The organism is Campylobacter concisus (assembly GCF_003048615.2).
Classification (GTDB): Bacteria; Campylobacterota; Campylobacteria; order Campylobacterales; family Campylobacteraceae; genus Campylobacter_A; species Campylobacter_A concisus_C.
Genome location: NZ_CP049263.1, coordinates 560,997 through 573,667, shown reverse-complemented (window position 1 = coordinate 573,667; position 12,671 = coordinate 560,997). Strand labels below are relative to the sequence as shown.

The window sequence follows — 12,671 nt, the reverse complement described above, 5'->3', positions numbered from 1 at the left end:
CCTTACCTGCCTCACTTGGTTTTGCCAGCTATTTTATCAAATTTGGCTTTTTATTTTTAGATTTAAAATTTCGCCATTTGCTGCGCCTATCTTAAAATCATATAAAAAGCCGTTAAATTTAGCCCTTGCCTCATAAAAATACTCCGTGCAAAATGTGCCAAAACTTTGTTTTTTCAATAGATAGATCGGTGCAAATTCCACCTCTTCTGGCTTTGTTTTTAGGCGCTCTATGACGATCTCTTTGACTTTTTCTGGCAAGATGCAAGCCACTCTTTCAAATTTAGCCTGCTTTTCATTTATCTTTGATAGCTCCGCCCTTTGCGCCTCGTCTTTTAGGCAGTTTGTAGCGTTTGATAGCCACGCTCCAACCTTGCCAGTGTAGATGAGCGCATCCGCTGCACCTTGAAGCGAGAGTTCAAGCGCTTTTTTAAAGAAATTCTGAGCTTTGCATTTTGAGACAGCTTGGCTTAAATTTTTTGTGCTACTGCTTGCCTCGCTTGAATTTTTATCTAAATTTTCAGGGTTTTGCTCGCTCTCTCCTAAATTTTCGTAACTATTTTTATTAGTAACATTTTCACTTAAATTTTCTCTCTCGTTTTCGCTTAAATTTTTATTCAAATTTCTCTCTAAGACTTGCTTGCTAACTTTCTCGTTTAAATTTTGATCTAAATTTTCACTCATCTTTTTCACCTTTATAAAATTTAACGCCCAAAAAGGGCGTTAGATCACTTTGTGTAAGTATCGATTATTTCGCCAGTTTGAGCGTTTATGATCACTTTTTTCTCGCTCCTGTCGCGCTTAAGCTCTACTTTGTATATCCAAGCACCATTTTTATTATCAAGCTCTGCCTCATCAAGGCTCCAGCCAGCCTCGAGCGCTTGAGCTTTAGCCACAGCCTCATCGATGCTAAGAGCAAATTTTGAAAAATCTACCGCTTCGATCGGCAAGATATGTTTTTTATTTTTATTATCTACTTTAACGATCTGACCGCTGTTAGCATCGATCTTGATCTCTTGTTTGACCCCATCTTTAAATGACTCTATCTTGTAAAAAGTCACGCCCTTTTTGACGTTCATCTCGATATCTTTGACGCTTGAGCCTGGGAAGTTTTTCTCAGCTATGTTTAAAGCCTCTTTTGATGTGATGGCTGCTTGCAAGCCTGTCACTCCTAAAACTGCTGCTAAAACTGCTGCACCTAATGCCTTTTTCATTTTTGATCCTTTTATTTTTGATTTCCAACTTTCGTTTGGATGAGCGCATTATAAAAGCCTAAAATGAAGCTAGGATGAATGAAAAAAAATATTTTAACTTCGCCAAAAGCCGAACATATAATCATATTTTGACAACAAAGCAAAAGTGATATACTTTGAAATAGCAATAAAACTGAGGGGAAATAAAAGGGAAAAATACAAAAATAAGAAAACTTAAAATTATTAAAAATCAGGATTTTAAAGGATTTTTAAAGAAGAATGGCTCCGGATGCTGGGTTCGAACCAGCGACCAAGTGATTAACAGTCACCTACTCTACCGCTGAGCTAATCCGGAACACTTAAAAGAAGTCGTATTATAGATAAAAAGATACACTTTGTCAATAAATTCTAGCTTAATCTATGAAAAATATATAAATATAACAAACAATGTTTATAAAGACTCAACTTAAGCCTTTATAAAGCCACTTGCGATGACGCGATCACCATCATACATCACACAAAGCTGACCTTGAGCCACGCCAAGTGCGTTTTGATTTAGCGTTAGTTTTGCGGTTTTGTTAGCTTTATCAACCTCTACAAAAGCCTCAAGTTTAGGGCTTCTATATCTTATCTTGGTTTCGCACTCAAATTTATCTTCGTCTATAAATAAATTTACATTTTCAAGCTCGACCGTCTTTTGAGCAAGGTCATCCTTCGTGCCTACAACAATCTCGTTTTTTTCGGCATTTATCTTGATGACAAAGTGTGGCTCGTGAGCGCCAAAAACCTCAAAGCCGCGGCGTTTGCCGATAGTGTAGTGCATGTAGCCTTGGTGGCGGCCGATGATATTGCCGTCTTTATCGACCACATTGCCTGGTAAATTTGTGTTGTAGTGCTTGTTTAAAACCTCTATATAGGTATTTTCCACAAAGCAAATTTCACTGCTTTCTGCCTGCGTAGCGAACTCTTCAAGCACTTTTACGCCTCTTGCTAGCTCTTTTATATCTTTTTTAAATTTATCTCCAAGTGGGAAAATGACATCTTTTAGCACCTCTTTTGGCACCTGAGCTAAAAAGTAGCTTTGATCTTTGCTAGGATCTTTGGCGCAGGTTATAAAACCATCAACCACCTGCACGTAATGCCCAGTAGCAAGCTTCTCACAGCCATTTGCCTTTGCAAAGTCAAGTAGCGCACCAAGCTTTATAAATTTATTACACAAGGCGCAAGGATTGGGCGTTTTACCCTCTTTGTAGAGCCTGACAAATGGGTCATAGACATATTCGTTAAATTTATCCTGCAGATCGAGTATATGCACCTTTATGCCAAGATATTCGCCCACTTTTTTGACTTTTCTGATGTTTTCTTCGTGGTATCCTGGCTTTTGATGAAGCATCATGTAGCAGCCTTGCACCTCATGTCCAGCCTCTTGCAGAAATTTAGCCGTCATCGTGCTATCTACGCCGCCGCTCATTGCAACCATTATTTTCATATTTTTACCTTTTTTAAATTTAAAGGCGATATTTTATATCTTGTTTTTAAATAGCCAAAATTTCGCTTACGATAAGCTCCAGATCATCGGTGATTTTATATAAGCTTAGGTCTTCTTCGTTTATCGTTTTTTGAGGGATCAGCGTCTTTCGTATAAACTCATCAAGCCCTTGCCAAAACTCACATCCATAAAGAAAAATTTTCACTTTTTTGCTACCAACATGAGCAAGCACCAAAATTTCAAATAGCTCATCAAGCGTCCCAAAGCCGCCAGGAAAGACGACAAATGCGATAGAGCTGTCAGTTAGGGCAAATTTTCTTGGGCTTAAATTTGAAAAGAGATATTTTGCGGTGACGTATGGATTTGTATTTTGCTCAAACGGAAGCCTCACGTTTAGTGCGACGCTAGGGGACTTTGCGCTATCAAATGCACCCTTGTTTGCCGCTCTCATTATGCCGTCCCCACCGCCAGTTAAGATGGCAAAACCTAGCTCATTTAGCTTGTAAGCTAGCTCGTATGCCTTTTTGCAGTAGAAATTTTCTTCATCAAACCTAGCCGAGCCAAAGAAGGTTACATTTTTGTTTTTATACTTTAAAACGCTTGGAAATTTTAAGAGATCATTTACTAATTCATTCATTATTTTAACTGCTGAAGCCTCTCGCGTTTTGAGCCTATCTGCGTGATCTGGATGCCAAAATTTCCGTCTATTATGACAACTTCGCCAAGAGCTATCACCTTATCTCCTATCAAAATTTCAAGCGGGTCGTTTGCGAGTTGATTTAGCTCGATGACTGAGCCTATATCCATAGTGAGCACATCTTTTAAGAGCATCCTTTTTGAGCCGATTCTCACGCGAATAGGTAGCCTAACATCCATAATAAGGCCGATATTTCTCATCTCTTCTGCGCTAAATTCATTTTTGGAGTTATGAGGTGCGCTAGCAGGGGCTGCTGATGCTTCAGTTTTAGTTGGTTCAAAAAATCTCATCAGCGCATGATCGCAAGCAAAGCCAATATGCTCGTTTAGATCCTCTATCTTTACGTTAAATAAAAAAAGCTTTTCATAAACACTAAAATCAAGAGGGGAATTTTCATCTAAGAAATTTACATTTATCACCTCAAAGTTGATTTTTGGCATACCTTTTTGCGCACCAAGAGAGGTGCTAAAGGCGCTAAAGAGGTTTGAAAAGATCTCTTTGGCGGCGTCAAGCTCGTCATTTCCAAGATTTTCATTACGTGAGATTTCCTCTTCGCCCACCATCCATTCGCTAACAGCGCTGACTAGCACTGGCGTACATACTATCTCAACTTTAGCACTAATGTCACCGCTTAAGGCAACACTAGCCATAACAACTGGTGGCTTTATACCATTTTGAGTAGGGGCATCAAATTCGTTTCTCTCGCCGATCTCTGGCGCTCTGCCTGTTAATCCTTCGATGGTCGCTTTTAATTCGTTGGAGAATATATTAAAAAACTCATTCATCATCTTCTTCGGTCTCTTCTTCCATATTGTGTTCGTTAGCTTCGTAAGCCATTAGTTTCGCTTTTCGCTCTTCTTCGTATTTTTCTAGAATATTTTTGATCTCGTCTTTATCAGAGCGTATTAGCTGTTCGATTCTTATCGACTTCCTAAATCTATGAAGTCCAACTTCAGCCAAAAATACCTCTTTTTTATCGATGCAAACGATCGCCTTATCATCAGCACCTCTATCAAGCCTTAAAATGTCGCCCTCTTTTAAATTTAAAAACTCATTTACACTAACGATTGATTTTCCTAATATCGCTTCATATAGAATTTCAGCTCTTCCGATAAGCGTTTTTAACTCTTTATTTCTACTCTTCTTAGCGCTAGTTTCGCCGAGCATGATGTCCCTGTTCGCAAGGCGCGATAGAATCGGCTCTAGGTAGATTACTGGATAGCATAAATTTATCATACCACTTGAGTTGCCAACGATGATCTCCATGACGACCATGATGACGATCTCATTTTGAGATACGATCTGAACTACGTTTGGGCTACTCTCTTTTGCCTCGACGTTTGGATACATATCAGTTATCATCGCCCAACTCTCTTTTAAGCGCTGCATGATCATTCTAAGTACTGCATCAAGCAAATTTACCTCGATGTCAGTCAGTTCTCTATTTGTTTCAAAATTTTCACCAGTTCCGCCAAGCAAACGATCTATCATAGGAAATGCAATACTCGGATTTATCTCCAAAACACAGTTGCCATCAAGCGGCTTTATAGAAAAGACGTTAAAGCTCGTTGGACTTGGCAAACTCATCAAAAACTCGCCATATGTCATCTGATCGACGCTGTGAAGTCTGATCTCAACAATACTTCTCATTACGCTTGAAATTTGACTAGCTAAATTTCTAGCAAGCTTATCATGGATGCCTTTTATCGCACGGAGTTGCTCTTTACTGACGCGGTTTGGGCGTTTAAAATCATAAACGATAATTTGTCTTTGCTCGCTCTGTTGGTTCTCTTCAACATCGATACTACTCGTATCGCCGTCTTCGTCGACGACTTCAAGTAGCGCATCTATCTCTTCTTGACTTAAAATATCAGCCATTAAACCCCCAAGCTGCGTCTGATGCGATCAAGCAAACGTTTATGAATTTGTGAAATTCTACTCTCGCTAATGTTCATTATCTCACTGATCTCTTTTAAATTTAGCTCTTCATAGTAGTAAAGCTGAACGATCATCTGATCACGCTCGTCAAAGTCTTTTAACGCACTTTCGATCTTTAAGATAAGATCCTCTTTTTCTACGCTTTTTTCAACATCGCTTTGACCGATTAGCTCCATTTGCTCATCTATTGGCAAGATGGTGATGATACCGCTAACACCCCTTGCCTCTCTTATCTTTTCGATATCTTCATTTAGTTTTTCAGCCAGATACTCGTCGCTTGGCTCTTCTTCGTGCGTGTTAAAGTAGTTATCTATCTCGGTATTTATACTCTTTACTAGCTTTCTGTCGCTTCTACTAACGACATCAAGCGCTCTTAGGTAGTCAAGCATCGAGCCATAAATTCTCTTTTTGCCATATCCCCAAAATGAGTCGTTTTGCTCTTTGTCATACTTCCTGCTAAGCTTTATCATCTCTTCAACGCCAACGCTTATAAGGTCGTTTACGTCGATGCTTGAAGGCAAGCGCTCCTTTAGCCTAAACGCCATCGCGCGAAGAGCTGGCATGTATTTTAAGACGATCTCGTCTTGCTCTTTTTTAATGGTACTTTTATAAGCGTTAAGCTGCTTTTGCTTTAGTTCGTACATTTTGCTTACCAGAGTCTAAATTTTCGGTGGTTACTTTTAGCATGATATTTTCCATCCGTTTTTCCCTAACGTTTAGCTCAGAGATGAGATAGTCTGCGATCTCCTCATGTCTTTGCTTGTCAAAAAATTTCTTCAAAGTCCTTTTTACATCGACGTAGTTCATTATCACGATGTGAATTATAAGATAAAAAAATAAAGTAATAACTAGCGTATAAACGAGCATTTCGATAGGCTCGCTCACCTTTAGCAAGGTAAAAACTATGCCTATGAAAAATCCACAAACCGTAAAAAATGCTATAAAATTTTCTGCACGCAAAGCTCAATCTCCATTAAAATTGTTCTATCAAACGCTTAAAGAAGCCCCCGAAGCTCCTGCTTTGCTCATCCTTAAGCACTTTTCGTTCCAACCTATAAAGCAAATTCGAAGCTATCTGCTTGATCTGCACGCTAGCAGAGCCGTAAGCTTCATCATCTGTAAAGAGTGTCCTTTGCTTTATGCTCCTTGCCACGCTCTTATCAGAAGCCACGTAGCCAATTAACTCTAAATTTAAATTTGGTCCGATATTTGCATTTGCCACTCGCTTTACATTTTCATAAATTCTTGTGGCCTCAGCCTCGTTTTTTACCATATTTAGTAGCAAAAGCTCGTTATTTTTAAACCTTGAAACAATCTTTATGACCGCATACGCATCGGTTATCGCCGCAGGGTCAGGCACGGTTACCACGACAACCTCATCAGCCGCCTCTAAAAAGAGCTGCGTACTGCCACCTATGCCAGCACCGGTATCAATGATCAAAAAGTCAAGCTGATCAAGTTCGCTCGCCTCATCTAAAAATCTCTCAAATAAAAATTGATTATTAAATTTCAAAATTTCATCGCCGCTCTCACCAGGGATGAGGATGAGATTTTTATTTATAGGTATCAAGATATCTTTTAAGCTGCACTCGCCCTTTAGCACGTGAAGTAAGTTTTTGCCCATTTTAACGTTTAAGATAACATCAAGGTTTGCAAGGCCGATATCAGCGTCAAAAAGCCCTACTTTATAGCCATTTTGCGACAAGACATTTGCTAAATTTGCACTTATCGTGCTCTTGCCAACGCCGCCTTTGCCGCTTGTAATCGCTATAAAATGCGTATTTTTAGCCTTATTTTGAGACTGGACTAAATTTTGTAGTTTTTGCGCTTGGTTATTCATCGCTAGCCTTTTGCTTTGTAAAGCCGTCAAACACGCACTCTACTAAAAATTCGCTCTTTGCCTCCACAAGATCATCAGGCACCTCTTGACCCACGCTAAAGTAGCTAACTGGCGTGTTTGTCTCATATATCAGCGAAAAGACGTTGCCAAAAATTTTGGTCTCGTCAAATTTAGTGATTATTAAAGTGTCGATCTCCAAAAATGAAAATCCATTATAAATTTCTATCAGATCCTCGACCTTTGAGCCAGCCGAAAGGACTAAATTTACATCGATCTTTGCGCCGCTATGCTTTAGAAATTTATCAAGTCTTTCAAGCTTTTCTTTGTCATACTGCGAATTTCCAGTGGTGTCAATTAGTATCACGTCGCAGTAGCTAAGCTGCTTTATGGCGTTTTGAAAGTCCTCGACCTCTATGACATCAAGGATCGGCAGCTTCATCATCTTAGCGTATTGAAATAGCTGCTCGACCGCTCCGATACGGTATGTATCAAGCGTGATGATGCCAGTTTTATAGCGCTTTTCATTGCCGTATGCAAAACGAGCCGCAAGCTTTGCAAGAGTTGTCGTCTTGCCAACTCCAGTTGGACCAACTAGCATCATTATGCGCTGTTTTTTATCACTTAGCTCTTTTCTGCATGGCAGCATATTTCTTAAAAGTGAGTAAAAGTACCTTTTTACCGCGGTTGGGTTACTTTTCATAGAAACTGGCAAATTTTCAAGCGTCGTTTGCATGATCGCCTCTAAATGCTCCTCTTTCATGCCACTTTGTTTTGCGAGCTTATAGATGCTAGCAAACTCTGGCGGGATCGAGAGATTGTTGCGATTTGGGGCTTTTTCGTCCCAGATCATGTCAGTTATCAGCCCTATTTTCTCACTTAGCACGCTTACTTGCTTTGCTACATCGTCTATTTTTTTATTCATGCCATTTGTATTTGGCTCTTTTATCTCGTTCATATCGACATTTGCGATCGCGCTTATCTCTTTTGCAACGTCTGAGATATTTAAAAGCACGCTCTCATTTGGATCGTAAGGCTCAGGCGACGTCGTCTTTGCTTTAAATTTAGCAGGCTCCTCTTTTATCTCAAATTTTGGCTTTGGTGGCTCATAGTTTTTGCTAAATTTAGAGTAGGCATTTTCATAGTTTATTGCTTTTGCATTTGGCTTTGGTGGCTGTTTTACCTCGTCCTCTTCGACGCTTACTAAAATTTCATAAAGCGGCTTTTTGTTTATCGTTTTGGCTTGAATTTGCTTTGTGGTGACGAGTATGGCCTTCTCGCCGCACGCCTCTTGAGCCTTTTTCAAAGCCTCGATGGTGCTCTCGCCTGTAAAAGTATGAAATTTTGTAGCCATTTATATCCTTTAACCTCTCATAAGCCCTAGTGGCACGATCACGCTAAGCCTCTTGCTAGCCCCTGGGTGCGGGACGATAAGGCGCGGCGTCTTATAGACTTTTTTACTAAAATACAAAATATCCAGATCAAGCGTTCGTGGCGCATTTTTAAACGTCCTCACGCGCTTAAATTTACTCTCATAATGCCCCAAAATTTTTAGCAAATTTCTAGGGCTCATAGATGTTTGTAAATTTATAACAGCGTTACTAAAATCATCCTGCGCTTCGTAGCCAAACGCCGCATTTATAAGGATCGGCGAGACTTCAACTACGTGAAAACGCCTATCTTCACTAATCGCTCTTATAAATTTATCAAACCTCTTTGCGCTATCGCCGATGTTGCCACCCATGCCAACTAGCGCCTCATACTTAAACTCATCTCGTTTATGAAAAAAACTAGGGCAAAAACGGCTTTTTACGATCTTTCTTGCTCCAGCTAGCCTCATAAGATCTCGCACCCACCTTTTCTTGCGACCACGACGTCTTCGATACGCACGCCAAATTCATTTTCTAAATAAATTCCAGGCTCTATGCTAAAGACCATGCCCTCTTTTATGAGCGTCTCGCTCCTTGCTGAGATGACTGGAAGCTCGTGTATATCAACACCCACGCCGTGTCCTGTCGAGTGAAAAAAGGCCTTTTCATATCCAGCCCTTGCTATCACGTTTCTTGCAGCAAGGTCTATCTCGCACGCCCTAACGCCAGCTCTTGCGACCTTTATCGCAGCAGCCTGAGCCTCTTTTACGATTTCGTAAATTTCTTGCATTTTGGCGTTTTTAAATTTTTGCTCCTTTGAGAAGTTAAAATTTTCATCAAAGCAAGCAGTTCTGGTGCGATCAGAGCAGTAGTGATTAAATTTAACCCCAGCATCAAGTAGCAGCAAATCGCCCTTTTTTAAAATTTTATCCCCAGGTAGCGCATGCGCCTTTGCGGCATTTTCATTTATCGCTACGATCGGATCAAAGCTAAGACCTAGCTCATTTTTTTGCCTAAAGATGAGCGAGGCGTTGAAATGAAGCTCTTTTTCGCTCATCCCTTCGCCATTTTCACGCACAAATTTAGCAAATTCATCAAAGCATTTTGCTCCAAATTCGCTAGCTTTTTTTAAAATCTTTATCTCATCTTCGCTTTTGCAAATTCTCTTTAGCCTAGAGAAATTTGCCTTTGGTTTGAAATTTATCTTAAAGCCCTTGCTAAGCGCGTTAAACTCGCTTAGACTTAGCTCATCAGGGTTAAAAACAAGGCTGTTTGGCTTCATCTTTCTTAAAAATGCTCTAACCTCGCTTATTAAATTTCTCTTCGCCAAAAGAACGACCACGCCTGCATTTACACAGCTTTTTGCCTCAAAATAATACCTAGCGTCCGTGAAAAAGTATTTCACGTCGTCAAGGTATAGCAAAAACTCATTGTCGCAACTATATCCGCACTCGTAAAATACGGCGTTTTCGTCCTTTAAGATGAAATTCATTGTGCTTTTTGATTTGCTCTTACTGCTTTGATTTGCTCAAAAATTTGAAGCATGCCTATCATCGCCAAATGATAGCCAACTGGTCCAAAGCCCACGATCTGACCTGCTGCAACTGGTGCGATGAGGCTTTTGTGGCGGAACTCTTCTCTTCTATAAACGTTGCTGATATGCACCTCGATAACTGGCAGCGCAACCGCACTTAGCGCGTCACGGATAGCAATAGATGTGTGAGTGTAAGCGGCTGGATTTATGATGATGCCATCAGCCTCACCCAAGCACTCTTGGATCTTATCGACTAGCTCGCCCTCAAGGTTGCTTTGAAAAAACTCGATCTCAACGTCATTTTGATCGGCAACGATCTTCATTTGAGAGTGGATATCCTCCATCTTCATAACGCCGTAAATTCCTGGCTCTCTAGCGCCAAGCATGTTGATATTTGGGCCTTGGATAACCATTATTTTTAGCTTCTTATCCATGTCACTCCTTTTTGATTAAATAGCCTAAATTATACATTTTCGTTCCTAAATTTTCGCTACAATAACAAAAATTTAAGGCTAGAAATGGAAATTTTAAAAGCAAAAAAGATCATCACTGGCGGAGAAAATCCAAAAATTTTAAGCAATTCTTGTCTAGTCATCGATGATGATAAAATTTTAGAAATTACAAGCGAAAAAGAGGTGCAAAAGAAATTTAAAGAGGCCAAAATTTGCGACTTTGGTGATAGCGTGATCGCCCCAGCGTTCGTAAATACGCACGTTCATTTGGAGTTTAGCTCAAACGTTAGCACTCTAAAATATGGCGACTTTATAAAATGGCTTGGCTCTATCGTCGATAAAGGCGGCGAGCTAGCTAAAATGGACGCTAAAAAAGCGATGAATGAAGCTATAAATTCGCTGTTAAAAAGCGGAGTTTGTGCCATTGGCGAGATATCTAGCTTTGGCTCGGAGCTTGAAATTTTAGCCGCTAGTCCGCTAAAAGTCGTGCTTTTTAGTGAAATTTTAGGCTCAAATGAGCAGATGACTAACCAAAATTTACAAAATTTCTTAGCTAAATTTGAAAAAACAAAGGGCTATAAAAGTAAAAATTTCACCCCAGCCATATCGCTGCACTCGCCCTACTCTGTGCATCCAAAGCTCGCCAAAGCCGCCCTTGAGATAGCTAAAAAGGATGGTCTTCTAGTTAGCACACACTTTTTAGAGAGCAAGGCTGAAAAGCAGTGGCTAGAGCACGGTAGCGGTGGCTTTAAAAAGCATCTTTTAAGATTTAGCCAAGATCCTAAGCCGATGTATGACGCGCAGGGCTACTTTGCGATGTTTCGTGAGATAAATACGCTATTTACGCACTGCGTTTATGTGGGTGATTTTGCTAAATTTAAGCCTCATCACAGCGTGACACACTGCGCCGTTTCAAATAGGCTACTTGGCAAAAAAGCGCTAAATTTAAAAGAAATTTTCAAAAACAACGTCAGTCTAAACATCGGCACAGACGGCCTTAGCTCAAATATCAGCCTAAATTTCTGGCATGAACTACGAGCCGCCCTTTTTACCCACGCTAGCCTTGATCTAAACGAGCTTGCCACTAGGCTTTTTGTCGCTGCAACGCATGGGGGCGCAAAGGCGCTTAGGACAAATAACGGCGAGATAAAGGCAGGACGCGCAGCTGATATCGCAATCTATAACGACCTAGAGTGCGATGATAGCGAGCTAATACTTCAGCTCATACTTCATACAAATGAGGCTAAAAAACTATATATCGGAGGCAAAATTTGCAAATTTTAAGGCTTATTTTTAGAGGAATTTTGGGAATTTTTAAATTTATCAATAACTACTTTAAGGCGCTCATATTTTTACTCATCTTATTTTTTATTTTCGCGCCAGATGGCAAGATGAAAGAGCCAAATTTAGCCCGCATAGACATCACCGGCACGATAATGGACACAAGCGAAATTTTAGAAGCTCTAGAAAAAGCAAGGCTTGATAACAACATCAAAGGCGTGCTGCTCTACATCGACAGCCCAGGCGGCGCGCTAAGTCCTAGCGTGGAGCTAGCTATGGCGGTCAAGCGGCTAAAAGAGAGTAAAAAAGTGCTCGCATACGCAGCCGGCAACATGGCAAGTGGCAGCTACTACGCTGGCGTAAATGCTGATGCTATCGTAGCAAACCCGGGCGCTTTCATCGGCTCGATCGGCGTCATCATGCAAGGGGCAAACATCGAAAATTTAGCCAAAAATTTAGGCGTGAGCGAGCAGGTGGTGAAGGCTGGCGAGTTTAAAGAGGCTGGCACCTTTATGAGGAGCTGGAGCAAGCAAGAGCGCGAGAGCCTGCAAGAGCTCGTAAATGACGCTTACATGCTCTTTGTAAGTGACGTGGCGGAGGCTAGAAATTTAGACATCAATAAAAAAGACGAGTGGGCAAACGCAAGGGTCTTTTTGGCGCACAATGCCCTAAAAATGGGGCTAATAGACAGCCTTGGTAGCTACATAGACGCTCAAAATGAGCTAGCAAAAATGAGCCTCGTAGATGAGCCCGTCTGGCAAGAAAAACCGCAGCTCGAAAAGATAATGGAGAAATTTACAAAGCAAGGCATAAACTCGCTTTTTAACGCATTTTTCGAGACAAAGCTTAGATAAATAGCTAATTGGTATCAACAAGCGTAATA

15 protein-coding genes and 1 tRNA gene are annotated in these 12,671 nt (G+C 40.6%); 2 read left to right on the top strand and 14 right to left on the bottom strand.

Annotated elements, in window-relative coordinates; all coding sequences use genetic code 11:
• Nucleotides 1–36 precede the first annotated feature (36 nt).
• From CVS89_RS02955 to aroQ, 14 genes are all read right to left on the bottom strand, one after another.
• Nucleotides 37–681, bottom strand: coding sequence for a hypothetical protein (locus tag CVS89_RS02955; protein ID WP_107848170.1), 645 nt, complete (start codon nt 679–681; stop codon nt 37–39).
• Between the two features lie 44 nt (nt 682–725).
• Nucleotides 726–1,211, bottom strand: coding sequence for a PepSY domain-containing protein (locus CVS89_RS02950; protein WP_103581331.1), 486 nt, complete (start codon nt 1,209–1,211; stop codon nt 726–728).
• 259 nt (nt 1,212–1,470) lie between these two features.
• Nucleotides 1,471–1,545: transfer RNA gene (locus CVS89_RS02945), tRNA-Asn, on the bottom strand.
• A gap of 111 nt (nt 1,546–1,656) precedes the next feature.
• Nucleotides 1,657–2,709, bottom strand: a complete 1,053-nt coding sequence (gene mnmA / locus CVS89_RS02940) for a tRNA 2-thiouridine(34) synthase MnmA (protein WP_265094319.1) — start codon at nt 2,707–2,709, stop codon at nt 1,657–1,659.
• 16 nt (nt 2,710–2,725) lie between these two features.
• Nucleotides 2,726–3,316: a TIGR00730 family Rossman fold protein gene (locus CVS89_RS02935; protein WP_021090074.1), complete on the bottom strand. Its 591-nt coding sequence runs from the start codon at nt 3,314–3,316 to the stop codon at nt 2,726–2,728.
• A complete protein-coding gene (fliY, locus tag CVS89_RS02930) occupies nt 3,316–4,164 on the bottom strand; it encodes a flagellar motor switch protein FliY (protein WP_107848168.1) in 849 nt (282 codons plus the stop codon). The genes CVS89_RS02935 and fliY overlap by 1 nt, the downstream gene beginning before the upstream one ends.
• Nucleotides 4,154–5,254, bottom strand: a complete 1,101-nt coding sequence (gene fliM / locus CVS89_RS02925) for a flagellar motor switch protein FliM (RefSeq protein ID WP_021086447.1) — start codon at nt 5,252–5,254, stop codon at nt 4,154–4,156. Before fliM ends, fliY begins: the two co-directional genes overlap by 11 nt.
• Nucleotides 5,254–5,958 (bottom strand): RNA polymerase sigma factor FliA, encoded by a 705-nt coding sequence (locus CVS89_RS02920; protein WP_004317527.1) that lies wholly within the window; start codon nt 5,956–5,958, stop codon nt 5,254–5,256. The genes fliM and CVS89_RS02920 overlap by 1 nt, the downstream gene beginning before the upstream one ends.
• Nucleotides 5,930–6,274, bottom strand: coding sequence for a hypothetical protein (locus tag CVS89_RS02915; protein WP_012140116.1), 345 nt, complete (start codon nt 6,272–6,274; stop codon nt 5,930–5,932). Before CVS89_RS02915 ends, CVS89_RS02920 begins: the two co-directional genes overlap by 29 nt.
• Before the next feature lie 13 nt (nt 6,275–6,287).
• Entirely contained in the window at nt 6,288–7,154 is an 867-nt protein-coding gene (locus CVS89_RS02910) for a P-loop NTPase (protein ID WP_004317632.1), read from the bottom strand.
• Nucleotides 7,147–8,505: a flagellar biosynthesis protein FlhF gene (gene flhF, locus CVS89_RS02905; RefSeq protein ID WP_107848167.1), complete on the bottom strand. Its 1,359-nt coding sequence runs from the start codon at nt 8,503–8,505 to the stop codon at nt 7,147–7,149. Before flhF ends, CVS89_RS02910 begins: the two co-directional genes overlap by 8 nt.
• 9 nt (nt 8,506–8,514) lie before the next feature.
• The gene (gene folK / locus CVS89_RS02900) at nt 8,515–8,991 is read right to left on the bottom strand and encodes a 2-amino-4-hydroxy-6-hydroxymethyldihydropteridine diphosphokinase (RefSeq protein ID WP_021087347.1); all 477 of its coding nucleotides are present in this window, start codon (nt 8,989–8,991) and stop codon (nt 8,515–8,517) included.
• Nucleotides 8,988–10,013 carry a M24 family metallopeptidase gene (locus CVS89_RS02895; protein ID WP_107848166.1) on the bottom strand — a complete coding sequence of 342 codons (1,026 nt, stop codon included), beginning with the start codon at nt 10,011–10,013 and terminating at the stop codon, nt 8,988–8,990. Before CVS89_RS02895 ends, folK begins: the two co-directional genes overlap by 4 nt.
• Nucleotides 10,010–10,489: a type II 3-dehydroquinate dehydratase gene (gene aroQ, locus CVS89_RS02890; RefSeq protein WP_103585720.1), complete on the bottom strand. Its 480-nt coding sequence runs from the start codon at nt 10,487–10,489 to the stop codon at nt 10,010–10,012. Before aroQ ends, CVS89_RS02895 begins: the two co-directional genes overlap by 4 nt.
• Nucleotides 10,490–10,573: 84 nt before the next feature.
• Here aroQ and mqnF point away from each other — a divergent pair, with 84 nt between their 5' ends.
• Together mqnF and sppA are read left to right on the top strand one after the other, a co-directional pair.
• Complete coding sequence (gene mqnF / locus CVS89_RS02885) at nt 10,574–11,791, top strand: aminofutalosine deaminase family hydrolase (protein ID WP_107848165.1); 1,218 nt, start codon at nt 10,574–10,576, stop codon at nt 11,789–11,791.
• Nucleotides 11,779–12,642 (top strand): signal peptide peptidase SppA, encoded by an 864-nt coding sequence (sppA, locus tag CVS89_RS02880; protein ID WP_107848164.1) that lies wholly within the window; start codon nt 11,779–11,781, stop codon nt 12,640–12,642. Before mqnF ends, sppA begins: the two co-directional genes overlap by 13 nt.
• Nucleotides 12,643–12,671 lie beyond the last annotated feature (29 nt).